This is a genomic window from Allorhizobium undicola ORS 992 = ATCC 700741 (assembly GCF_000621665.1).
In the GTDB taxonomy this organism is placed as follows: Bacteria; Pseudomonadota; Alphaproteobacteria; order Rhizobiales; family Rhizobiaceae; genus Allorhizobium; species Allorhizobium undicola.
Genome location: NZ_JHXQ01000003.1, coordinates 249,344 through 271,712, shown reverse-complemented (window position 1 = coordinate 271,712; position 22,369 = coordinate 249,344). Strand labels below are relative to the sequence as shown.

The window sequence follows — 22,369 nt, the reverse complement described above, 5'->3', positions numbered from 1 at the left end:
GCTATCTTCCGAGAAAAATGGGAATGAAGGCATCCGCAAACTGCCGCACCATCGCCCCGATAGACCAGTAGACCAGAAGCAGGCCACCGGTGATCAGGTAAGGCGTGGAGATGTAATAAACCGGGATCTGCTGCGCCAGCCGGTTGACCAGACCCACGCCGAAATTGAACATGATGCCGTAGATGATGAAGGGGCTCGAAAGCCGCAACATCAGCATATAGGTCTGCGACGCCGTATCCGTCAGCGTGATCAGCATTTTCTGCGTGTTGGGCGAACCACCCATCGGCATGACGGAATAGCTGTCGATCAGCGCCCTGAGCATGATGTGGTGAAAATCCATCATGAACAACATCAACAGCCCGCAAAAGCTGATCATGTTGGTCATCTGGTTTTCGCTGCTGTCTTCCAGCACATCGGGCATGGGCGTCGTGTTGAAGCCGATCATCATCGTGAGGATGGAACCGGCAAATTGCAGGCCCAGCGTAAAGAAGCGGGCAATCAGCCCGAACACTACCCCGATCAGGCTTTCGGTGACGATGAGCGCCACGAAAACCGCTCCCCCCTGCGACACCTTGGGATAAACCGTATCCCACAGAATGGGTACGCAGGACAGGGAAACCGCAACGGCCGCAAAAAGCCTGATCTGGGCAGGCACCCGCGCTGCCGCAAAGCCGGGCATGGCCATGAAGCAGCCGCCGATGCGGCAGAAGATCAGGAACAGTGCAAGCACTGTTCCCTGCGGGTCGGTGATCATGAGATGGAGCCCAGGATCTTTATCTCGATACCCTTTGCCAGTTCCACATGCGAAAGGACGGGCAAGGTTGCGAACAGTCTTTCGATAATCATGCGGACATAGGACCGCGTTTCCGGCGATGTGACAAGCACGAATGGCAGGCCGCGATCCATGAATTCACGGATAACTTTGCTGGCCTGTTCGCTGAACTCTTCCAGAGAGCGTGGATCGATGTCGAATTCGACCACCTCGCCCTTGTTGTCGCGCTTCAGCGCCTGATGGAACACCAGATCCCATTTGCTGCCAAGGCGCAGCACCCGCAGCACGCCGTTATCGGTCAGGTCGCCGCACAATTGCTGTGCCATGCGCACCCGCACATGTTCCACGATCTGCTCGGTCTTGCGCACATGCGGCGCAAGTTCGGCCACCGCTTCCAGAATGAGATGCAGGTTGCGAATGGAAACACGCTCGGCCAGAAGCAGCTTCAGCACCGCTTGCAGCCCCGAATAGGACATATGCGAGGAGCAGATTTCATCGGCCAGCTTCTTGTATTCCGGATCAAGGCGCTCGATCAGAACCTTTACGTCCTTGTAGGACAGAAGCTGCGGCAGGTTGTTGCGGATGACCTCGGACAAATGCGTGAGAACAACCGAAACATTGTCGATCGGGTGAAAGCCTTCACGCTTGAGGTCTTCGGCAAAGGTTTCCATGATCGAGACGGCCGGCATACCGAAGGCCGGCTCGCGGATCTCGTCGCCGGGAATGCGCGGCTTGCGGCCATTGCCCGTCACCACCAGAACTTCGCCGACGCGCAGATTGTTGGAAGCAATCGTCGTGCCGTGAATGCGGATATGATAGGCCTTGTCGGGGATGGCGATGTCGTCCGTCACCTTGATTTCCGGCACCACGAACCCGTATTGGCTGGCGAATTTGCGCCGCATCTTGCCCACGCGGAAGGCCAGCTCCTGATGAGCGCCCAGAAGGCGCGTCGAAACCAGCTTGCCGAGGGCAAGTTCGATTTCAGCGGTCTTCAGCACGCTCTTGACGCTATCCTTCTCCGCTTCCTTGTTCTGGATGACCTTGCTTTCCTCGATCTGCCGCCGGGCCAGATTTTCCGCTTCCATCTGCCGGGGAATGAACCAGCTGCCGAAGGCCATGATGCCGCCCAGCGCCAGAAACGGGATCATCGGCAGGCCCGGAATGAGGGCCAGCAGCATCATGAGGCCGGAGGCGACTGAAAGCGCGCGCGGATAACCGCTCAACTGGTCGATGACGGCCTTGTCGGCAGAGCCCGCATTGCCGCCGCGCGACACGAGAAGACCCGCAGCCAGCGATACGATCAGGGCCGGAATCTGCGAAACCAGACCATCGCCGACGGAAAGCTTGACGAAAACATCGGCAGCCTCGCCAATCGGCATTCCGTGACGGAAATAGCCGATGATGATGCCGCCGAAGATGTTGATGGCCGTGATGATCAGACCGGCGATGGCATCGCCGCGCACGAATTTCGAAGCACCGTCCATGGCGCCGAAAAAGGAGCTTTCCTGCTCCAGCTCGCTGCGCCGCCGCCGCGCCTCGGCTTCATCGATGCTGCCGGAGGAAAGATCCGCGTCGATGGCCATCTGCTTGCCTGGAATGGCATCGAGGGTAAAGCGGGCGCCAACTTCCGCGATACGGGTGGCACCCTTGGTGATGACGATGAAGTTGACCGTGACCAGAATGGCGAAAACGATAAGACCGATCACGAAATCGCCGGACATGACGAGGCTTGAAAAGCCCGCAATCACGCCACCTGCGGCATCATGGCCCTGATGGCCGTGCGACAGGATCACGCGCGTTGTCGCAATGTTCAGCGACAGGCGCACCATGGTCGAGATCAGCAGGATCGTCGGAAAGGACGAGAAATCCAGCGGCCTCTGGATCCACAGGGACACCATGAGGATCAGCACGGAGAAGGCGATCGAGAAGGCCAGCCCCATATCGATCATGAAGGGGGGAATGGGGAGGAAAAGAATGCAGAGAATGCCGACCACGCCAAGCGCAAAGCCGATATCCCGGCCACGGTTGGTCATTGTCGGAAGCGGTGTCGTCGGTGCCTGCGCCATGTGCCGTTCCATCTCTTCATGAGAAGGGAGGCTGAAAATCAGCCTATTTCAGCCTTCATGCTAGGCGCTGAAGCTTGCGCGAGGGTGGCGCGTTCAGAAGCCGGTCTGCACGCGCGAAAAGACGAGATTGGCAAAAAGGGAAATCTGGCCGCCGATAAAGGGAGCGCTGACGCCGACAGCCACCATGATGGCCAGGATCTTCGGCACGAAGGTAAGCGTCATTTCCTGCACCTGGGTCAGTGCCTGAATGAGGGCGATCAGAAGACCGACCGTCATGGCCGCCATCACCGCCGGACCCGATGCCACAAGGATGGTCCACACGGCAGAACGCATTATATCCAGTGCATCGGCTTCGTTCATCACATTCCCCGGCGGCATCATGCCGCTTTTGCTGATGGTCAGGATCACCGCCTCCTGCGCGAACCCGAATCGCGCGCCAAGGACAGGCTCATCCATCAATAAAGCCTTTCCGTGCTTTATTGAAACACGGAAAGGCCCTGTATCCTGGTTTTCAAGCTTATCGGGCGGAAAACCGGTTCCCTCTTTTCCTGAAAATGCTCCAGCTCTGTTTTGCGCATTTTCGGACGGAAAACCGGTTCCCTCTTTTCCTGAAAATTCTCCAGCTCTGTTTTGCGCATTTTCGGACGGAAAACCGGTTCCCACTTTTCCTGAAAATGCTTTAGCTGCCGCTGGCGAACTCGACCCCGGTTTGCAGGGTGACGGAACCGCCGTCGCTGGTGGTGAGAACAACCGAGTCGTCGTTGACCTGAACGGAGGATACCGTTCCCGTCGTTTCACCATCTGAGCTTGTCACGGTGTTGCCCACCATGTCGCCCGCCTTGGTGAGCGCCTCCGAGATCAACATGCTTTTCAAAAGCGTGTTCGTCTTGATCGACTGTTCGACCTGCGAGAAGGTTGCAAGCTGGGCGACCTGCTCGGAAGCATCCATGGGGTCGGTCGGATCCTGGTTCTGCATCTGCGCGATCAGCAATTGCAGGAAGTTGTCGTAGTCCATCGATGCATCGGACGAGTCGGAGGACGAGGACGCATTGGCCCAGGGGTTGGTATAGGTCGAGCTTGTCGTTGACGTGGACGTCGCAGACGTCGTGCTGTCTACCGCCATGGCGCGATTTCCTTGCGGATCTGCTCGACCATGGCCGGGGCGATTTCCTCGCTGTTGAGGATCTGGTCCTCGATCGGATAAAGCGAGCGAATGGCCTTGAGGGCATCGAAGGCGCGACCGGAGACGACCATGCCGTCGATGCGCTTCAGCTCGGCCAGCACCTCTTCGTTCTGGAAGCAGTTCAGCAGCATCACGATGGATTTGCGGAACATCGCAAGGGTCTGCTCCTTGCCGTCCGGATTGATGAGAATCATCTGCGCGATGAAGTAGAGCTGACGCAGCGGTGTCGTGGCGTCTTCAGGCTGCAAGACGTGGTTTTCGAGCAGGAAGGTAACATCGTTCAGGAATTCGAGGGCCACCTTACGGTCAACACGAAGAACCGCGCCGTTGATGAAAATCCGCTCGCCGGATTTAAGAGAGATTCGCAAGGTGCTTTTCATTGAAGTCCATCCCTGATGATGGTGGTTACGTCGATAATGCCCTGGTAATTGTCGGACTGGCGCTTCCGGATGCGGTCGCATTCCTTCAAAATCCAGATGGCGATGGAAATGAGATTTGCGCGCAGCTCGTCGCCAAGCTGGTTGTCAGGCTGCCTTAGATCCTCCACGAAGCGGATCCAGACCCGCCGGGTGTAGAAAAGCGCCTCGATGGCGTCCTTGCCATAGCGACCTGCATCCCGCGCGCGCGCCAGGAGGTCGATTGACCTGTTGAGAACCTGGCGCTCACGCTCCTTGGCGTCAGCAACCCCGTCCTCCATGATTTCACTGTAGGAAAACTGGTACATCTAGATTTCCTTCACTCCCCACAACCCTTTGTTCATCAAAGGTAATCGACCAGGCTCAGGCTTTGCAGCCGTGATGTCAGCGTATAGGACGTCTCCACGAGAGATTGCAGGTTGTTGATCTTCGTGGATGCCTCATAGGCATCGACACCGACCAGATCGTTGAGCTGCGTCTCGATGATGTCCTTTTGCGTGGCCAATGACGTATTCGCCTTCGTCACCCGTTCCTGCGAGAGGCCGAGCTGGGTGCGCTCGTCATTGATGCCGGAAATTGCGTAGCCTGTATATTCTATCGCTTTGTTCACCAGCGCGGTTCTTGCCTCGCTGTTGAAGTTCGAGCCAAGCAGCTCAACCCCGATGACCGACGCCAGGCCCATATAGCGGAAACCGTCGGCATTGGCCGTGGAAGAACTCTGGATAATCTCGCTCTTGCTGATGCGGCTTGTCATGGTGTCGTCGGACGCGGCAGACCATGTCGTCGTCCAGTCCGAACCAGTATATAGCGGTTCCAGATCGTCCTCAAGGAAAGACGTAATATCGTCGGCGCTAATAGTGCTGACGGCATCGTCGCTTGGATCCATGCCGAATTTGGCCTGGAATGCGGCATCGAAGGCCTGCTTTGCCGCCGAGTCGTCCCCGTTGGAATCAACCGCCGTATAGCTGGTCAACGGCTTCACATCCGTATTGGTGCCGGCGAAAAGATATTCGCCGTTCGACGATGTGTTGGCCATGTCCACGAAGGTATCCAGCGCCGTCGTGGCGGTCTGGGTTGCGGTATTGAGGGTCGATTCATCGGTATTGCTGCCGAGCGCCACCAGGGTTTCCTGAAGCGATTGCGCCGAGGAGGCAATGGAATCCAGCGCGTTCTGCGAGGACGCAAGTCGCTGGGTCACGAGCGAATTCGTGTCGATCAGCGATTGCAGGCGCAGCGAATCCCGGTTGAGATTGATGGCCATGGAGCTTTGGCCGCCAAGCTCCGTGCCCGCGTCGGCATATTGGCCGGTCGTGACTTCCTTTTGCGCCTCCACCATCTGGTTCTGCGCGTCCGAAATGGTCAGACGCATGGCATTCTGGATGGTGAGGCTGGAGATATTGGATGTTTTCATGGGCTTACACCGCCTCCAGCAATGCTTGCAGCATATCGTCCACCGCCGTGATCAGCTTGGAGGACGCCTTGTAGGACTGTTCAATATCCAGCATCCGCGACAATTCCTCATCGAGATTGACGCCGGTCTTGTTCTGGTAGGCTTCGGTGGCGCGCTGCGAAAGTGCCGCCTTGGTTTCATTGGCCGAGTCCGAGGTCGAACGATAGCTTTCCAGCCAGCCATTCGCCGAGGAGGCGTAATCCAGCACGCTGGACGTATCGCCCAGATCCGCCTCGGTATCGAAATTCATGCTGTCATCGAAAGAGTCCGCATAGGACTGTAGTAGCGTCGAGTAGCCGCTGGCGCCGGATGTGTTCCACACATAGGCGGACCCGTTATAACCGCCATCGCGCAGCAAGGTCGGCGTGCCGCCCTCGGAAGTGACATAGGCCGTATTGACGGCAATCGAGCTGGAAATTCCAGGCTCCAGAACCCCGTCATCCGGCGTCTGCGTGTCGCTCCACACGAAAAGGCCGGGCATGGGATCGCTGCCGGAACTGTCCGTCGTTTCCGAAAACATGGTGATGACCGCACGGGCAGTCTCGTCCAGCTGCTCCTGCATTTTCGGGGCCACGACATCGCGGATTTGCAGGTTTGCGGCAATGGAACCCTGGGCCGTGGTATTGGCGCCCGAGCCCGGCTGGTATGGCACGCCATCGATATAAACCGAATTGCCCGTGGTGGCCGCCGCATAGCCCCCCGTCGGATCGAAGGTAACGGTGCGCGCTTCCGTATCGAACAGCACCGTACCGTCACTGGTGTAAACCGACATGTCGTTGTTGCTGTCCACGCGCGTTGCAACGCCGACGATCTTCGAGATCTTGGACAGGAGCTGGTCGCGCTGGTCCAGCGCATCATTGGGATCGCCGCCCGACACGGTCGCCTTGACGACGCTGTCGTTGACGGTCTTGAACTGTGACAGAAGATCGTTGAGCGTCGCCACATCCGTCTTGATCGACGCATCGGCCTGCGCACGAACCGCCTGCACACCGGTGGATGTCGTGTTCAGCGAATTGGCAAGGTCCTGCGCATTGCTGACAACCGTCTGGCCAAGAGACAGTTCGTCCGGCTGCGTTGCATAGGCCTGGAGCGAATCGCGCAGCTTGGTGAGATAGGTGGAGGGCGCCAGCTCATAATCGTTGCCGCCCAGAAGGGCCTTCAGGTTGGTAAGGCCGGTATCCAGCGTATCCTGACCCTCCGCCTGCGACTGGGCCGACAGCATCTGCTTTTGCAGGATCGGATCAGCCGCGCGCGTCGTGGTGAGGATGGTTGCGCCCATGCCATTGGTGACAGTAGAGGCATCGCGCCGGACGTAACCCTCCGTCTGGGAGTTGGCAATGTTCTTGGACAACACCTGCGATTGCAGGCTTGTGTTGCTCAAGGAGCTTTTTGCCGTATTGAGGGTGGACGAAAGCGTCATGACAATGCCTCTACTTCAATGGGATCAGCGCTTCAGTTCAGTCAGGGTATCCAGCATTTCCGAAGCGGTCTGGAAGACCTTCGAGTTCGCTGTATAGGCGCGCTGCGCGACGATCATGTTGGTCAGTTCGTCCGCCAGATCGACGTTGGAGGTTTCCAGCGTGCTGGACTCGATGGAACCGAAGCTGCCGCTATTGGCAAAGCCAACCACAACCGTGCCCGACTCCGCATTGACCTGGTAGGCCGTGCCATCCACCGAGGTCAGGTTATCCGGGCTCGGAACGGTGGCAAGCGCGATCTTGTAAAGATTGCTGGTGGAACCGTCGCTGTAGGTTGCAACGATATTGCCATCCGTATCGATGCTGATGCCGGAGACCGAAGCGGCTGCCGCGCCGTCCACATCGCCGCCGATCGAATAGTCCGCAGCCGTCTGCGTCATATCCGAAAGGTCAAGCGTGAAGGACAGGGCCGGAGAAATGCTGCTGTCGGTGATGGTCAGCGACGAGGCGCTGGACGAATCGAGTTCGCCGGTGGACGAATCGAAGCTGATCGTCGTCGTGCCGAGCGAACCGTTCGTGTAGGGGAAGCCGGTTTCATCCGTGGCTTCGTCTGTCCGGTAAGCCGTGACTTCCCATTCGTTGTCAGCCGTCTTGGTGAAGTAGACGTCGTATTGGACCGAGTTGCCAAGGCTGTCATAGGCAATGATCGACGTCTTCTTGCTGTACTCACTCGTCGAGGAGTTGGCGCTGGCGGTATCGCCAGTGACAGCCGTCGCGCTCGAATCAAGGTTGCCGTCGAGCGTACCGGAGGTGGTGGCAGAGGCCGATACGGAGGTATCCGTTACCTTGACGGGCTCGAGACCGTCGAAGCCGTTGATAACCGAAGCCGGCTCGCCGTTCTCGTAGGAATAGCCAAGCAGCGTGTAGCCCGCGGAATTGACGAGGTAGCCGTTCTCATCCTCGGTGAAATCACCGGCGCGGGTGAGGAATACGTTGCCGGAGCTGTCCTGCACGACGAAGTAACCGTCGCCGCTGATCGCCAGATCGGTATCGGAGGAGGTGGATTCGTAGGATCCCTCTTCCGACACGGTCTGCGTGGTCGTGGACGATACACCACTGCCTTCGCCGGCCGTCACCATGCTGGAGAAAGATGTTTCACTGCGCTTGTAGCCCGTCGTCGATGAGTTCGCGACGTTATCGCTCGTTGTACTCAGCTTGGCCGATTGGGCCTTCAAGCCGGACACGGCTGCGTTCATGCTACCAGTAAGGCTCATAACATGTCCTCTTCTAAATCATGTTCTGGAGATTAGGGAGTGGGCCTTGCGTGAAGCTGGCTCATTAGACAGTTTCGATTTTTAGCTGTTCCATCAATACTGCCTGTCTATTTGTCCCGACACAGCCACGAGGCCGCGACGCCTGCCGAGCTGGCGGATGCCGCTATGGTTGTGCCGATTGTCTTGATTGAAAGCAGGGCCTCATGCCCTCACTGGAAATTGGGCGGGCATTCGAATGTGACGTGTGCGGGCCGCCCGGAACAGGATGCTCAAAACCGCAGGCGTCGTGAAGAAAAACGTCTTTATGAAAGCCTCTCTTCAGTCCGGGCGGCGAAGCTGTTCGCCGCTTCCGTTTTCGAAAAAGGGGGGCCGTATGTGCAGGCCGGATGGCTTTTCGCTCTCCATCCCGCCTGCCGCATAGCCTCTTGCCCCGCTTGTATCGCATCCGGTGAACAGAGGTTCAGCGTACGCGATCCATGATTTTATTTTTTCGCATGTCGTTATCGCAAAACCGCTGCACACTTTTGCGCGACGTGCTTTAGCTCCAGTCGATGCAGTAGCCAAGGAACCGCTTGGAATCCACCGGATCGAAGCCCAGCTTCTTGCGCAGCTTCTTGCGAAGCTTGCTGATGTGGCTTTCCACGACGTTTTCTTCGACTTCCTCGTCGAAAATGCCATAAATGGCATTGAAGATCTGCGTCTTGGAAACACGCCGTCCGCGATTGGCGACCAAATATTCCAGAATGCGGCGCTCGCGGCGCGGCAAGGGGAAAATTTCACCGCTGATTTCAGGATCGCGACCATCGGAAAAAACCCGGATGGCACCGATTTCCGTGTAATTCGCAATCGCCTTCAAACGACGGCGGATAGCCGCTGCCCGCGCCAGGATCTCTCTGGGATGAACGGGCTTGCGCACCACATCGTCAACGCCGCTGTCGAACAGCGCCAGCGTCGCCTCCAGGGAAGGCTGATCCGATACTGCAATGACCGGCGCCGAGGTGCGGTCACGAATTGCCCGCGGCAGATCACCGCTGCGATCGCCCTGCCCCAACAGAAATGCTTCAACGGCGGCAATATCCGCCTCGGCCGCCGAAGCGACCCATTCTCCGAATTCAACCGGGTCGAACCCGGTCGAAGGTATGCCTTCACGCCCAAACAGGGACGTATACCCATCTTTAACGAGCTCGCGCTCATCAACCACTACGATCATTCGTCCGCCTCCGAATCAGTGTGGTGTTTCAACAACCCATGGGTACGAATCGGAGGCCTCAGCGACAACTACTGAAAATTAATGATAGGTATTAATAGTTGATTAACCATAGTCTCCTGATTTGCACTATATTTAGTGGCATAAGGAAAATGATGGCACAATTATTTGGTGGAAAAAGTTAACACACGCTTGCCTTCCGGAGCGGAGACGCTCCAGGATTTAGCTTATTTGCATATTATGATTTTGGCGGCAGAAAGGCAGTAAATCGCCCAACGGTTGTATTTACTGACAGAAACCCCACGCATTGGGAGTCCAGTTTCCGTAACCTGTCGCGACGAGATTGGCGATAACCCGGCACACATATTCCTTTTGAGCGGGGTTGTTGTTGGGGCCGGCATGGTATCTTGCTACCGCCATGGTCCAGGTTTCGTGGCGCTTGTGCAGGGCAAGAAGAAAGCGTGCAGCGTAATCGACATTGAGATGGGGTTCGAACATTTCCTGCACATTATGAAATTCTTCGCCGTGAAAATAATGATTGATCTGCATACATCCCACATCAATCAGCTTTGCGCCCTGAAGTTTGGCCTGTCGGAAAATTGCCAGCGCCTCATCGACCGAAGTGGCAAAAACAGCTTTCCCCTCAATATTTAGGGCATATGGCTGGAGCGAACCTTTCCGGCCTGTTTCCGTCAAACCGACCGAGTAGAGAATACCTTCCGGAATGCCATATCGGTTGGCCGCCGCCTGGATCTCTCGCTCGCAGGCGCCAGAAGAGGCGCCGCTTGGAGCCGACGCCTCCGCACGCTCACAGATAGAGGCCGGAAGTGCTGCGAGAGCCGCCAGCAGCGCTGCCAGAGCCGGCCGTATCGCCCGAGAACGTATCATCGCCCATACCTCCTGCGGTCCGCTCGTAGAAGACACCTTGCTGCTGTGTCTGGCGGCTTCCGTTCTGGCTGGAATTGCCGCCGTTCTGCATCGTCTGCTGGCCATTGGACTGATTCTGGTTCTGATTGTTGCTCTGGCTCGTGTCGCTGGAGCTGCTGACCGAGGACAGGCTGATCTGCACCTGATCCACGGCGAACCCTTGTGCCTTGAGCGTCTTGACGATTTCGCTCTGATCGTCATGCAACTGCCGGTAAGCAGCCGCCGTCTCGACGACGAGGCTGACGCTGAGCTGTCCGCCGGTCAGCTTCATGGTTGCCGTCACGCTGCCCAGGCTTTCGGGCGTCATCTTCACCTTCAGCGTGTTCAGCGTCCGGTCCGTGGATGAGCTTTCGGAATTGAGCTTCTGCAAGCCATCGGTGTTGGCTGTGCTGTTGATCTGCTGGCCATCGCCCACCAGCGCCGCGGCGATTTTCGCGCCATTGCTCGTGTTCACCGGGGCGATCATGCGCTGCGAGCTGAGCACTTCCAGGTTGATCGGCTGCACCGAAACGTCGCTATCGACATGAACGGACGCATCGACATCCACCGCCGTAAGGCCCGCCGTCGATGACTTGGCCGTAGAAATCAGATTGAGGACATCGGCGGCACCGTCACTACCCTGGCTATCGGGTGTCGTATCGGACGTCGCAAGATCGGCGGTCGTGTCCGGGACAGCCGTTGCTGATGGCAGAACAGATGCAGCCTTGGATTGCGGCTCTGCGACGGACTGCGACGCTTCATTTGTCTGCGTGGTCTGAGCGGCCGTCGGCGCTGGCGCAACGGTGGACAATTCATTCAACAGGGAAAGGGCATCGCTTGCGGTGTCCGTCTTGCCCTGCGTGTCGCCCGACGCTTTTTCATCGGTCTTGGAGGAGGTGGTTGTCTCACCTTCTTTCGCCGTGCTGGCAACTGTTTTAGCGGCCGTAAAGGCAGCGGCCTCGTCGGCAAGGCCTGTCTGCGCCTGTAGCGTCTGTGCCGCCACAGTATTGACCGTGACAGGTATCGAGGGTTGCTCCACTTTGGCGGCGTTGGCGTCAGGCTGGCTTTGCAGATTGGCAAGCGTGGTGGAAACCTCATCACCTGCACTTGCCGCCTGCTGGTCTTGCGCCGCTTGCTGCTTCAAGGCGTCACTTTCGATGGCCGCCTGCGTCACGAGCTTTTTCAGCACGGCAGTGGCATCGGCAAGATCTGCCGTCGTATCGGTGGTTGTCGAGGCGCCGGTGGTGGTCTCGTCGGAACTGTCCGTGGCCGGGCTGCTGTCCTGCGTGGAAGAACTGTCATCCTTCTGGTCGCTCGTGTCCGCCGCGACTTTCTTGACAGGAGCGGATCGATCATTATCGCCGGAACGGTTCGCTTTTGCCGGAGCATCACTGTCATCCGACGCGGCGCGGGTATCCTTGCCGCTGTCGTCATCGTCGCTCGCGGCGTCCTTTACTTCATCCTTATCGCCCGTCTGCTTGAGCGCAGTGACGAAATCATCGCCCGTGGATGTCTTGTCCGTTGCCCGCGGGCTGTAGCTGCTGGCGGTAAAGCCCGTCGTGCCAACCGAAATCGTGGTGCCCATCAGTTTACCCCCTCCCCGTTCAGTAATTTATCTATGGCCTGAAGCTTGGCCCGACCATCGGTGACAAAGCTGCCCAGAGGGTCATCTGCTGCAACCTGTTTTTGCCCGGCTGGCTGGCCGGATGGCGCTGGCGGCGCAAGATTGGCTGCCGCAGCGCCAAGCGGGCTCTGCTGCTCGTTTGTCTCGGCCTGCGGCGGGGGCGCAACCGCTGGCAATTTGTTTTCGGGCGCTGTCGGCAGGCGAACGATTTCCGCAGCCACCGCGCGGGCTGCATCGAGCAGCGGCCTGTCGGCCTCCGGCAATTGCTCCGGCTTCAAATCGCTCATGGCCTGAAGAGCGGATTTCACATCCTGTGTCGGCAGGCGCGCAACACCGCCATAGAGCAGGGCTTGCGGGCTGCCATCTCCCGGCAATCCACTGACCTGATTGGCAAGATCGGCAGCCTTTCGCGCCAGTTCCACCTTGCCGCCAATGGCTGCCCGGCGTGCAATGCGCAGGAAAACCTCGCGCTGGCGCGCCGGATCCATGACACCCGCCGTTTCCAGCACGGCGCCCTGATCGAGCGTGCCGTCATGATCCACGACAAGCTGCACGAACAGATCGACAAACTGGCTGGCATAGGGTGAGTAGAGAAAACGCCGCGCATAACGGTTGGCGTAAACCATTGCAGGCTCGGTCTTGCCGGTCTCCAGCGCTATGGAAAGGGAACGCCGCAACGCCGCCTCCTCCACAATCGTGCCAGGCGCGGTCAGACGCGCCCAATCGTAAAATTGCAGCGCCTTTGCGGGATCCTTGGCAATGGTGACATTGCCCGCGACGAGTGCAAGGTAAGGCGCGATACGGCTGTTCTTGTAGATCGGGAGCAGATCGGCAATGGTGCCGGTCATCAACACGCCCTTGCCACCCAGATATTTGCGCAGCACATCCGTCACGCGGTTGTCGAAACGGCCATCCACGTCGCGGGCCACGAGGTAATCGAGCGTTGCCGGATTGCCGCCGCTCATCGCGTAGATCAGCGCGGCATCGACATTGCGTGGATCATCGAAGGTCTGCCCGTCGGCCTCGCGCAGCCGCTTATCCAGCCGCGACAACACGAACCGCTGCATCTCGGCTGCGGAATGGTCGCCTTGTGCGACAAGATCCTGCACATATTCGAGCGAGCGCATCATGAGATAGGGCGGCAGGCGCTCCTCCTCCTGGGCGGCCCCCACGGGAGACGCGCCAGCCAGAGCCAGCATGAGCAATCCCGTGCGCAGAGATGTCCGGCTACGCCTCATGGCTTATCCTTCACCGCCCTGCACGAGGATTTCGATACGGCGATTGGCATCGGCCATAGGCTGGTCCGGCTTCAAAAGCCTGCGATCGGCAAAGCCCGAGACCTGCTTGATCCGGCTTTCATCAAGACCACCGCGCACCAGCATGTAATAGGCCGCGTGGGCGCGATCCATCGAAAGGCTCCAATTGTCCTTGTCCTTCGCCTTGAAAGGGCGGGCATCCGTATGGCCTCTAATCAGCACGGCGCCAGAGCGCGCGGCCAGCAGACGGCCGATCTTTTCCATGGCCAGCACCATTTCCTTGCGCGGAACAGCCGAACCGACGTCGAACATGGGTTGCTCACTCTGGTCGCTCAATGTCACCAGCAGGCCACCTTCGGCGGGCGTTACCGTCAACCCTTCCGCCAGCTTGCCGGAAACGCCGGCGATGTCCGCCTCGATCTGCTTCTTCAGCTCTTCCGCCTGCTTTTCCGCCTGTTGTTCGGCCTGCTTGCCTGCGTCCTGCTTATCGCTCTGGCCGGTCTTTGCATCCGCTGCGGCGTTGTCGGGGCGGGGCTTTGGCACAGCCATGGCGACCTGCTGCTCGGTGGGCACCGGCGGCTCGGAGGCCTCGACCTTTTGTACTGTGCCATCAGCCTTGAATTCGAAAGGGGATTGCGCCTGATTGGCCTGTTCGGCCGCTGCCGCCTGTGCCTGGCTGTCCTGCGAAGCCGCCATTGCCTGCTGATTGCGCGGCGATGCAAGCTGCTTGCTCCAGAAATCCGGATCGAAAGGATCGCGATAAGCCTCGCCGCCGGAAGCGCCGGTCGAAGGCCCGGAGTCGCTTGCCCCGCCCTCGCCCTTGGCGCTGACATTGGCCTGCTGCCCGACTTCCTGAGCAATTTCCGCAAGAACGGAATAGGGATTTTCGAAAAGATCGGCCTCTGAATAAAGCGGTTTGTCGCCGGAAGTCGAGGTCATGTCCTCGCCGGTCGCGGCAGCCTTGCCCACCGTTTCATCCTGCTCCTTGATCTTGGAACGTTCCTTCTGCTCTTCGCCCTCTGCCTGATCGACCGGCTTTTTCACGCCCTTGGCCGTTGGTTTTTCATCCGCAAGCTTGATGGGATTGAAATAGCTGGCGACCGATGCCTTGGTCTTTTCATTGGCGGCATTGACCAGCCACATGACCAGAAAGAATGCCATCATCGCCGTCATGAAGTCGGCATAGGCAATCTTCCACGCGCCGCCGTGATGGCCACCATGATCGCCACCGGCGTGGCGCTTGATGATGATCTCATTCTTGCCGTGGTGGTGGTTTTCGGCGTCACTCATTCCAGAACTTTCTTCAAGCTCGCGGTCCACGCCGAGATGCGTGTCACCAGCGCACTATCGTTAACATCAACGGAAAGATCGAGGTCGTCGGCCTCGACATGACGAAGCATTTCCAGATGATCGGGCATCTTCGCCTTCAGAAGATCGAAAAGCCGCACCGGACCGTGAACGGTTATCAGGCCAGCCTCGCCTTCATTGATGGCCATTTGAATGAGCGCCGCGAGGTCTGCGACGGCCTTTTCCCGCAAGAGATCGGACAAAAAGGGCGCAATGGCCGTGACGGCCTGTTCCCCGATGCTTGCGGCCAGAGCGGAAACCAGCTTTTCCAGACCAGTCGCCAGATTGCTAGAGAGAAGCTCGGCCTGCTTTTCCATCAGCTCGCGCATCGCCTGCTGATGGGCCTCTTCCAGTGCGAGCATCTCGCCGGCGTGTTTGTGACTGAGCTCTCGCGTTGCCGCCTCGTAACCTTCCGCATGAGCCTGCGCCCGCTCGGCCTCGATATCCACCGGGTCGGGTTGCGGCAATTCCAGCAGAGGTGCGTCATCCTCGAAGGAGAGATCGCCGAAGGCCCCCTCATCCAGCGACAGCGGTGGCGGCTCAGGCGCTGAAAAATCCTTCAGATAATGCGCAAGCGTCATGCTCATCACGGAATATCCCTGGCAAAAGGCGTCATGGACAATGACCAGCCTCGTTCGATTTCGAATAACCCCGGCCGCGGTCCATCCGGCCGTTGGAGCATGGTGCGTTAAACCGGACCTGCACCTTGCTTCCGGGTCCTGGCTTCCGGCATCGATCGCTTCAAGCGCGATGCCTCGCCTGCATTCCCGTGCAATTGCCAAGAAAGGACAGGCCGTTGTCTGCGAAACTAGGGAGGCAAACTTGCGCGAAGGTTATTCGAATGCGGTAAACACTTCTTAACTTTCGGAACTGGCCTTCCTGGTCCGATGCCAGAACGGCGTTGGACCGCGCCAGGGCAGTTGCGCGGTCCAACAGTTCCACCAGATGCCGATGACCGGCGGCATGGCAGAATTTCGAAAGGAAACTGCCACCTGATTTTGCCCCTTCCCTGCCCGGAAAGGACGCCCGCGCCTTTGCCACGCGGGCCAGGTTGCTGAGCAATTTACTGGAAGAGCTTGAGAATGCTCTCCGCATTGGTATTGGCGATCGACAGGGCCTGAATACCCAGTTGCTGCTGGGTTTGCAGCGCCTTGATCTTGGTCGATTCCTCGTTCATGTCGGCATCGACCAGTCGGCCCACGCCGGTTTCGATCGTATCGCTGAGGTCGGCGACGAAGTTGTTCTGCATGTCGATACGGCTGCTGATCGCACCCAGTGTCGAGGCCGAATCGGTCAGCGTCTGCAACATGGTATCGACGGCGGAAATCATGCCATCGAGATCGGCATCGCTCATGCTGGTGGTCAGGGTGATTTCGGTGGCCGAGCTGCTCGTGGTCGAATCGGCATTCAGCAGATAGTAGGAACCCGTGGTGGTCGTCGTGCCTGTGCTGTAGGTGGCCAAAGTCGAGCGGGTCAGGATACCGCGTTCGGCATTATAAGTGTCAATCAACACCGAATTTTCGGTATTGAACTTCAACGTTGTCACCGACACGCTGCCATCACTGGCGCGGTTGAAGGAGCCAACCATTTCCTTGGTGCCGGGATCGGTCGATTCCTCGTTGTACAACCAGTTCTCGCCGGAGAAGGAGGCCGATTCGGCAATCGATTCGAGCTGGTTCTTGAGTTCGCTGATTTCAGCGTTGATCTTTTCCTTGTCCACGCCCGGTTCGCGCGCAGCCACCAGCTTGCTCTTGATTTCGCTGACGACGTCAACGGCTGATTCGAGTCCGGTATAGGCGGTATCCGATTTGGAAGCTGCAAGCCCCAAGGCATCCTGCACCGTCTGAAGTGCCTGATTATCTGAGCGCATGGTCGTTGCAATCGACCAGTAGGCGGCGTTATCGGCAGCCGTTTCGACCTTGTAGCCCGAGGAAATCCGGGCCTGCGTGGTCTGCATGTTCTGGTCGATCGAACGGAGGGTTTGCAGCGCCGCCATGGCGGCCGAATTGGTCATGATGCTGGTCATTATATGCCCCATCCTGGTTACGGGACATGCCGGATTATGCGTGAACCGGCAACGTTGGTTTGCATCATGCAGTCCGGCTACATTCTTGCCCTGGCAGCCAGCCCAACGTTTTACTTTTTGTTAACCTAAACAAAAGTAGTTAACAAATCGTTAACGCTGTTAGGAAACTCTTAATCTGTCTAAACGAAAGATGAATTTTTTCAAGCGGCGACGGTGGCAAAAACGAAAAAAGCCGCAGCTTGCGCTGCGGCCTTCGTAAATCGGTCTGATTGAGGTATCAGCCGCCCTGGAAGAGCGAGAGAACCGACTGCGAGTTGGAGTTTGCGATCGACAGGGACTGGATGCCGAGCTGCTGCTGCGTTTGCAGGGCCTTCAGCTTCGTGGATTCCTCGTTCATGTCGGCATCCACCAGTCGGCCAACGCCGGTATCGATGGTGTCGCTGAGGTCGGCCACAAAGGCATCCTGCATTTTCAGGCGAGACGTGGTCGCACCGATGGTGGCGCCCGCATCCGTCATGTTCTGGAGCATGGCATCGACGGAGGAGATCATGCCATCGATTTCGAATTCGCTCGTTGAAGAGGTCAGCGTGACTTCCGTGCCCGAACCCGTGCCAGCCGAAGAGCTGATCAGGTAGTAGGTGGCGGTGGTGGTCGTCGTGCCGGTGGCAACGGTGGCGCTCGTGCCGCCCGTCAGCAGACCGCCGGAGGCAGCGTTATCGTTGATAAGGATCGAGTCGGTCGTATCGAAGGTGATCGTCTTGACAGAAACGTTGCCGGCCGAGTCACGAACAAAGGAGCCAACCATTTCCTGCGTGCTGCCAGTGGCGTTGGTGGCTTCATACAGCCAGTTTTCGCCGTTGAAAGAAGCAGACTTGGAGATCGACGTCAGCTGGTTCTTCAGCTCGGTCAGTTCCTTGTTGATCTTTTCCTTGTCAACGCCGGGCTCGCGAGCGGCAACCAGCTTGGCCTTGATGTCGGAAACAACGTCGATGGCCGATTCCATGCCGGTGTAGGCGGTGTCCGTCTTGGCGGCGCCGAGACCGATAGCGTCCTGAACGGCGCTCAGCGCCTTGTTGTCGGAACGCATGGTGGTTGCGATCGACCAGTAAGCAGCGTTGTCAGAGGCGTTCTCGACCTTGTAGCCCGAGGAAACACGGTTCTGAGTGGTATTCATCTCGTCGGAAATCGAACGCAGGGTGTTCAGAGCCGCAATTGCGGAAGTGTTCGTCATCAAGCTCGTCATATTGAGTGCCCCTTGAGGTCTTGGAATAGCCGGGACAGACCGGGTTTCAACCGGCAACATTGGTCAGCTTCATGCCCGCCTTGGCTTCTTCTTTCCCGCCAGGCCCAACGTTTTGGTGAGCTCAGAAAACACCAAGAGAGTTAATGAAGATTAAACGCAGATGAAAAATTAACTATAAAAATCAAAAGAGATTAATTTTCTCGTGAAAGGCTTTTGTCTTTGAAGAGCCAGGAAGGTGGAAAACCAACTGCTTGCCTGGTTTACGAACATCCGCCGAGACACGTCACGGATCGAAAACGACGCGCTGGCGCTCAAATTTATCCAATGCGAAAACAAAAGAAGCCGCAGCTTGCGCTGCGGCTTCGAAGGTTCTGTCTCGGTAATATATCAGCCTTGGAAGAGCGACAGGATCGACTGCGAGTTGGAGTTTGCAATCGACAGGGACTGAATGCCCAGCTGCTGCTGCGTTTGCAGGGCCTTCAGCTTGGTGGATTCCTCGTTCATGTCGGCATCCACCAGTCGGCCAACGCCGGTGTCGATGGTGTCGCTGAGGTCGGCCACAAAGGCATCCTGCATTTTCAGGCGAGACGTGGTCGCACCGATGGTGGCGCCAGCATCCGTCATGCTGGTCAGCATGGCATCGACGGAGGAGATCATGCCGTCGATTTCGAATTCGCTCGTGCTGGTGGTCAGCGAGACTTCCGTGCCCGAACCCGTGCCAGCAGACGAGCTGATCAGGTAGTAGGTGGCGGTGGTGGTCGTCGTGCCCGTGGCAACAGTGGCGCTGGTGCCAGCCGTCAGAAGGCCGTCGGCAGAAGCGTTGTCGTTGATGAGCATGGAGTCGGACGTATCGAAGGTGATCGTCTTGACCGACACGTTGCCGGATGCGTCGCGAACGAAGGAGCCAACCATTTCCTGGGTGGAGCCAGCAGCGGAGTCGCTGTACAGCCAGTTTTCGCCGTTGAAGGAAGCAGACTTGGAGATCGACGTCAGCTGGTTCTTCAGCTCGGTCAGTTCCTTGTTGATCTTGTCCTTGTCAACGCCGGGCTCGCGAGCGGCAACCAGCTTGGCCTTGATGTCGGAAACGACGTCAATGGCAGCTTCCATGCCGGTGTAGGCGGTGTCCGTCTTGGCAGCGCCGAGACCGATAGCGTCCTGTACGGCGCCCAACGCCTTGTTGTCGGAACGCATGGTGGTTGCGATCGACCAGTAAGCAGCGTTGTCAGAGGCGTTCTCGACCTTATAGCCCGAAGAAATACGGTTCTGCGTGGTGCTCATCTCAGAGGAGATGGAACGCAGAGTGTTCAGTGCCGAAATAGCAGAATTGTTGGTGATAATGCTCGTCATATCTAGTGCCCCTTGGCGACAAGTAACTGAAGGGACATTCCGGAACTATTACTTTACCCGGCAGACGACGGAAAGCTTCATGCGATTAATCTATATTTACAAGTGATTAACCCGTCGTCTTGATGTCTTCATTCAACACCAACAGGGTTAACATTTGCTGAAGCCAAAAATTTATTTTTGTTGTCCTGATACAACCACCGGAAAACTGGAAACGGCCGGCAAGACCGACCGTTCCCATTTGCCTGACGCTTGCGATTAGCGGAACAGCGAAAGCACGTTTTCGGAGTTGGAGTTGGCGATCGACAGTGCCTGAATGCCAAGCTGCTGCTGCGTCTGCAATGCCTTCAGCTTGGTGGATTCCTCGTTCATGTCGGCATCGACCAGCTTGCCAACGCCTTCGGTCAGCGTGTCGCTGAGGTCCTTGGCGAAATCGCTCTGGCTATTGATACGCGACTTGGTCGCACCGATCGTTGCCGCCGCATCCGTCATGCTGGTCAGCATGGCATCGACGGAGGAGATCATGCTGTCAACTTCGAAGTCGCTCGTGCTGGTGGTCAGCGAGACTTCCGTGCCCGAACCCGTGCCAGCAGACGAGCTGATCAGGTAATAGGTGGCGGTGGTGGTCGTCGTACCGGTGGCAACGGTAGCGCTGGTGCCAGCCGTCAGAAGGCCGTCGGCAGCAGCGTTGTCGTTGATGAGCATGGAGTCGGACGAGTCGAAAGTGATCGTCTTGACGGAAACGTTGCCGGAAGAGTCACGAACGAAGGAGCCAACCATTTCCTGGGTGGAGCCAGCAGCGGAGTCGCTGTACAGCCAGTTTTCGCCGTTGAAGGAAGCAGACTTGGAAATCGACGTCAGCTGGTTCTTCAGCTCGGTCAGTTCCTTGTTGATCTTGTCCTTGTCAACGCCGGGTTCGCGGGCGGCAACCAGCTTGGCCTTGATGTCGGAAACGACGTCGATGGCAGCTTCCATACCGGTGGACGCGGTATCGACCTTGGCTGCGCCCATGCCCAGCGCGTCCTGCACGGCGCCGAGCGCCTTGTTGTCGGAGCGCATGGTGGTGGCGATCGACCAGTAAGCGGCGTTGTCGGAAGCGCTGCCGACCTTGTAGCCCGAAGAAATGTGGCTCTGCGTGGTGTCGAGCTGGTCGCTGATGGAACGCAGGGTCTTGAGGGCGGCGATAGCGGAATTGTTCGTATTGATGCTCGTCATGGGTCTGTCCCTTGATACTGAAAACAAAGAGGGACATGCCGGGTTGACTACCGGCAGAGACGATCGACGTCATGTCAATTAACTGGTCTTCGAGATTAACTCGTCTCTGAGATCAAACAAACCACGAGCGAATTAAACGAGCCTCAAAAAGAATAGTGAATCGCAGGTGAATCAGTGCCGTTTTGGCACTTAACCATAAGATCGGGCCAGACTTGCAAATCTATAGTTTACAGAGAGCTGAGAAACACGCCTGATATTGTGTAAACGTCTATGGTTTACGAAAAGGAACGCACCAGGCTTCCCACCAATAGATTCCAGCCGTCGATCAGCACGAAGAAGAGTATCTTGAACGGCAAGGAGATGGAGGTAGGCGGCAACATCATCATACCCATGGCCATGGTGATGGTGGAAACCACCATGTCGATGACCAGGAAGGGCAGGATGATCAGGAAGCCGATCTCGAAACCACGGCGGATTTCAGAAAGCATGAAGGCCGGAACAAGCACGCGGTAATCGATTTTCTCGTCCACGACCGGCGTCTGGCCTCGTTCGCGGGCAAGGTCGATGAACAGTTTCATGTCCTTGTCACGGGTATTGCGGGTCATGAAGGTGCGAAAGGGTTCTGCAATACGCTGAACGGCCTCTGCCTCGGTGATCTGGTTATCCAGAAGCGGGCGAACCCCGTCTTTCCACGCCTGATCCATGGTTGGCGTCATGACATAAAAGGTCATGAACAGCGCAAGGCTGGTGAGGATCATGTTGGAGGGGGTGGTGGAAAGCCCCATCCCGGAACGCAGGATGGAGAAGGCGATGACGAAGCGCGGAAAGCTCGTCACCATGATCAATATACCGGGGGCGACCGAAAGAACGGTCAGCAGTCCGAACGTACGGATAATCCAGGCAGCAACCGACCCATCGACCGGTGCATTCAGGAGGTTTGCCGGAAGCTGCTGCGCCTGGGCAAGTTCCGGGACCGCAATCATTGCGGCGATCAGTATGAGGTATCGAATCATTCGATCACAAACGTCCTAAAGATCACCTTGGATACGCGCCCTTCGGAGCGAAGGTCAACTCGCTCCTGGATGTCTTCCCGTAAATATTCAAAGCCACGTGGCCCCTGGATCTGCTGCAACGAGACGGTGCGCATATAGGACATGATGTCCTGATGGATGCTTTCCGCCAGCCCCGCATCGGCAGCACCCTTGAAAACCAGGGCAACCTCCAGCCTTATCCAGCTTTCGGAAGGATAGGCAAGATTGGTGGTGATGGGATCCAGTTGCAGAACACCGGCAGCCTCCCCCGGCATTTTGGGCAGGCCCTCCTCGCCTTTCTTTTTGGCGGCGTGCGGATCCTCGGCCTTTTTCTGGGCCTCTTCCGCCTGCTTCACCTTCGGCGCGACCATGGTGCCCACAAGCCAGCCACCGCCCGCGCCCGCCACGGTAAGACCGGCGAGAGCCGCGATCAGCAGGATTGGTGAAGCCTTTTTCGGCGGGCCTTCGAGTGCCGGTACATCTGCCATGGCAATATCCGATCAGGGAAGAGGCTGCGCCCGCGCGCAGCCATGCAGCAAGTTTCAATCCATCACCCCGCAGGTGTGACAAGGCGGCGGCAGGCGCCGCCCG

21 protein-coding genes are annotated in these 22,369 nt (G+C 57.7%); all 21 read right to left on the bottom strand.

Annotated elements, in window-relative coordinates; all coding sequences use genetic code 11:
* Position 1 precedes the first annotated feature (1 nt).
* Positions 2–754 (bottom strand): flagellar biosynthetic protein FliR, encoded by a 753-nt coding sequence (locus T424_RS0105310; RefSeq protein WP_027486799.1) that lies wholly within the window; start codon positions 752–754, stop codon positions 2–4.
* Positions 751–2,838 (bottom strand): flagellar biosynthesis protein FlhA, encoded by a 2,088-nt coding sequence (flhA, locus tag T424_RS0105305; protein ID WP_027486798.1) that lies wholly within the window; start codon positions 2,836–2,838, stop codon positions 751–753. The genes T424_RS0105310 and flhA overlap by 4 nt, the downstream gene beginning before the upstream one ends.
* Before the next feature lie 93 nt (positions 2,839–2,931).
* On the bottom strand, positions 2,932–3,198 hold the full coding sequence (gene fliQ, locus T424_RS0105300) for a flagellar biosynthesis protein FliQ (protein WP_027486797.1): 267 nt from the start codon (positions 3,196–3,198) through the stop codon (positions 2,932–2,934).
* A gap of 319 nt (positions 3,199–3,517) precedes the next feature.
* Positions 3,518–3,961 (bottom strand): flagellar hook assembly protein FlgD, encoded by a 444-nt coding sequence (gene flgD / locus T424_RS0105290; protein ID WP_027486796.1) that lies wholly within the window; start codon positions 3,959–3,961, stop codon positions 3,518–3,520.
* Positions 3,952–4,401: a flagellar biosynthesis repressor FlbT gene (gene flbT, locus T424_RS0105285; RefSeq protein WP_027486795.1), complete on the bottom strand. Its 450-nt coding sequence runs from the start codon at positions 4,399–4,401 to the stop codon at positions 3,952–3,954. The genes flgD and flbT overlap by 10 nt, the downstream gene beginning before the upstream one ends.
* The gene (gene flaF, locus T424_RS0105280) at positions 4,398–4,745 is read right to left on the bottom strand and encodes a flagellar biosynthesis regulator FlaF (RefSeq protein WP_027486794.1); all 348 of its coding nucleotides are present in this window, start codon (positions 4,743–4,745) and stop codon (positions 4,398–4,400) included. The genes flbT and flaF overlap by 4 nt, the downstream gene beginning before the upstream one ends.
* 35 nt (positions 4,746–4,780) lie before the next feature.
* Positions 4,781–5,848 carry a flagellar hook-associated family protein gene (locus T424_RS0105275; protein WP_027486793.1) on the bottom strand — a complete coding sequence of 356 codons (1,068 nt, stop codon included), beginning with the start codon at positions 5,846–5,848 and terminating at the stop codon, positions 4,781–4,783.
* Between the two features lie 4 nt (positions 5,849–5,852).
* Positions 5,853–7,307 carry a flagellar hook-associated protein FlgK gene (gene flgK, locus T424_RS0105270; RefSeq protein WP_027486792.1) on the bottom strand — a complete coding sequence of 485 codons (1,455 nt, stop codon included), beginning with the start codon at positions 7,305–7,307 and terminating at the stop codon, positions 5,853–5,855.
* A 24-nt stretch (positions 7,308–7,331) separates the two neighbouring features.
* Positions 7,332–8,579, bottom strand: coding sequence for a flagellar hook protein FlgE (locus tag T424_RS0105265; RefSeq protein WP_027486791.1), 1,248 nt, complete (start codon positions 8,577–8,579; stop codon positions 7,332–7,334).
* Between the two features lie 538 nt (positions 8,580–9,117).
* Positions 9,118–9,789, bottom strand: a complete 672-nt coding sequence (gene rem / locus T424_RS0105255; RefSeq protein WP_027486790.1) for a transcriptional activator Rem — start codon at positions 9,787–9,789, stop codon at positions 9,118–9,120.
* A 282-nt stretch (positions 9,790–10,071) separates the two neighbouring features.
* Positions 10,072–10,674, bottom strand: coding sequence for a transglycosylase SLT domain-containing protein (locus T424_RS20260; protein WP_084268389.1), 603 nt, complete (start codon positions 10,672–10,674; stop codon positions 10,072–10,074).
* Positions 10,595–12,277, bottom strand: coding sequence for a flagellar hook-length control protein FliK (locus T424_RS0105245; RefSeq protein WP_027486788.1), 1,683 nt, complete (start codon positions 12,275–12,277; stop codon positions 10,595–10,597). Before T424_RS0105245 ends, T424_RS20260 begins: the two co-directional genes overlap by 80 nt.
* Positions 12,277–13,554 carry a chemotaxis protein MotC gene (motC, locus tag T424_RS0105240; RefSeq protein WP_027486787.1) on the bottom strand — a complete coding sequence of 426 codons (1,278 nt, stop codon included), beginning with the start codon at positions 13,552–13,554 and terminating at the stop codon, positions 12,277–12,279. The genes T424_RS0105245 and motC overlap by 1 nt, the downstream gene beginning before the upstream one ends.
* 3 nt (positions 13,555–13,557) lie before the next feature.
* A complete protein-coding gene (locus T424_RS0105235) occupies positions 13,558–14,862 on the bottom strand; it encodes a MotB family protein (RefSeq protein ID WP_027486786.1) in 1,305 nt (434 codons plus the stop codon).
* Positions 14,859–15,506 carry a FliH/SctL family protein gene (locus T424_RS0105230; RefSeq protein ID WP_027486785.1) on the bottom strand — a complete coding sequence of 216 codons (648 nt, stop codon included), beginning with the start codon at positions 15,504–15,506 and terminating at the stop codon, positions 14,859–14,861. The genes T424_RS0105235 and T424_RS0105230 overlap by 4 nt, the downstream gene beginning before the upstream one ends.
* Positions 15,507–15,982: 476 nt before the next feature.
* Positions 15,983–16,945, bottom strand: a complete 963-nt coding sequence (locus T424_RS0105225) for a flagellin N-terminal helical domain-containing protein (RefSeq protein ID WP_027486784.1) — start codon at positions 16,943–16,945, stop codon at positions 15,983–15,985.
* Positions 16,946–17,222: 277 nt separating this feature from the next.
* Entirely contained in the window at positions 17,223–18,188 is a 966-nt protein-coding gene (locus T424_RS0105220; RefSeq protein ID WP_027486783.1) for a flagellin N-terminal helical domain-containing protein, read from the bottom strand.
* A 387-nt stretch (positions 18,189–18,575) separates the two neighbouring features.
* The gene (locus T424_RS0105215; RefSeq protein WP_027486782.1) at positions 18,576–19,535 is read right to left on the bottom strand and encodes a flagellin N-terminal helical domain-containing protein; all 960 of its coding nucleotides are present in this window, start codon (positions 19,533–19,535) and stop codon (positions 18,576–18,578) included.
* Between the two features lie 255 nt (positions 19,536–19,790).
* On the bottom strand, positions 19,791–20,747 hold the full coding sequence (locus tag T424_RS0105210; protein ID WP_027486781.1) for a flagellin N-terminal helical domain-containing protein: 957 nt from the start codon (positions 20,745–20,747) through the stop codon (positions 19,791–19,793).
* A 275-nt stretch (positions 20,748–21,022) separates the two neighbouring features.
* On the bottom strand, positions 21,023–21,760 hold the full coding sequence (gene fliP / locus T424_RS0105205; protein ID WP_027486780.1) for a flagellar type III secretion system pore protein FliP: 738 nt from the start codon (positions 21,758–21,760) through the stop codon (positions 21,023–21,025).
* Positions 21,757–22,266: a flagellar basal body-associated FliL family protein gene (locus T424_RS0105200; protein ID WP_027486779.1), complete on the bottom strand. Its 510-nt coding sequence runs from the start codon at positions 22,264–22,266 to the stop codon at positions 21,757–21,759. Before T424_RS0105200 ends, fliP begins: the two co-directional genes overlap by 4 nt.
* Between the last annotated feature and the right edge of the window lie 103 nt (positions 22,267–22,369).

Excerpts from the sequence above, each read along its gene's own strand:
- fliQ (WP_027486797.1), bottom strand. The coding sequence starts at position 3,198 with ATGAACGAAGCCGATGCACTGGATATAATGCGTTCTGCCGTGTGGACC.
- T424_RS0105245 (WP_027486788.1), bottom strand. The coding sequence starts at position 12,277 with ATGGGCACCACGATTTCGGTTGGCACGACGGGCTTTACCGCCAGCAGC.
- T424_RS0105235 (WP_027486786.1), bottom strand. The coding sequence starts at position 14,862 with ATGAGTGACGCCGAAAACCACCACCACGGCAAGAATGAGATCATCATC.
- flbT (WP_027486795.1), bottom strand. The coding sequence starts at position 4,401 with ATGAAAAGCACCTTGCGAATCTCTCTTAAATCCGGCGAGCGGATTTTC.
- fliP (WP_027486780.1), bottom strand. The coding sequence starts at position 21,760 with ATGATTCGATACCTCATACTGATCGCCGCAATGATTGCGGTCCCGGAA.
- T424_RS0105215 (WP_027486782.1), bottom strand. The coding sequence starts at position 19,535 with ATGACGAGCATTATCACCAACAATTCTGCTATTTCGGCACTGAACACT.
- T424_RS0105230 (WP_027486785.1), bottom strand. The coding sequence starts at position 15,506 with ATGAGCATGACGCTTGCGCATTATCTGAAGGATTTTTCAGCGCCTGAG.
- T424_RS0105200 (WP_027486779.1), bottom strand. The coding sequence starts at position 22,266 with ATGGCAGATGTACCGGCACTCGAAGGCCCGCCGAAAAAGGCTTCACCA.
- T424_RS0105310 (WP_027486799.1), bottom strand. The coding sequence starts at position 754 with ATGATCACCGACCCGCAGGGAACAGTGCTTGCACTGTTCCTGATCTTC.
- flaF (WP_027486794.1), bottom strand. The coding sequence starts at position 4,745 with ATGTACCAGTTTTCCTACAGTGAAATCATGGAGGACGGGGTTGCTGAC.
- motC (WP_027486787.1), bottom strand. The coding sequence starts at position 13,554 with ATGAGGCGTAGCCGGACATCTCTGCGCACGGGATTGCTCATGCTGGCT.
- flgD (WP_027486796.1), bottom strand. The coding sequence starts at position 3,961 with ATGGCGGTAGACAGCACGACGTCTGCGACGTCCACGTCAACGACAAGC.
- T424_RS0105265 (WP_027486791.1), bottom strand. The coding sequence starts at position 8,579 with ATGAGCCTTACTGGTAGCATGAACGCAGCCGTGTCCGGCTTGAAGGCC.
- flgK (WP_027486792.1), bottom strand. The coding sequence starts at position 7,307 with ATGACGCTTTCGTCCACCCTCAATACGGCAAAAAGCTCCTTGAGCAAC.
- T424_RS0105225 (WP_027486784.1), bottom strand. The coding sequence starts at position 16,945 with ATGACCAGCATCATGACCAATTCGGCCGCCATGGCGGCGCTGCAAACC.
- T424_RS0105275 (WP_027486793.1), bottom strand. The coding sequence starts at position 5,848 with ATGAAAACATCCAATATCTCCAGCCTCACCATCCAGAATGCCATGCGT.
- rem (WP_027486790.1), bottom strand. The coding sequence starts at position 9,789 with ATGATCGTAGTGGTTGATGAGCGCGAGCTCGTTAAAGATGGGTATACG.
- T424_RS20260 (WP_084268389.1), bottom strand. The coding sequence starts at position 10,674 with ATGATACGTTCTCGGGCGATACGGCCGGCTCTGGCAGCGCTGCTGGCG.
- T424_RS0105220 (WP_027486783.1), bottom strand. The coding sequence starts at position 18,188 with ATGACGAGCTTGATGACGAACACTTCCGCAATTGCGGCTCTGAACACC.
- T424_RS0105210 (WP_027486781.1), bottom strand. The coding sequence starts at position 20,747 with ATGACGAGCATCAATACGAACAATTCCGCTATCGCCGCCCTCAAGACC.
- flhA (WP_027486798.1), bottom strand. The coding sequence starts at position 2,838 with ATGGCGCAGGCACCGACGACACCGCTTCCGACAATGACCAACCGTGGC.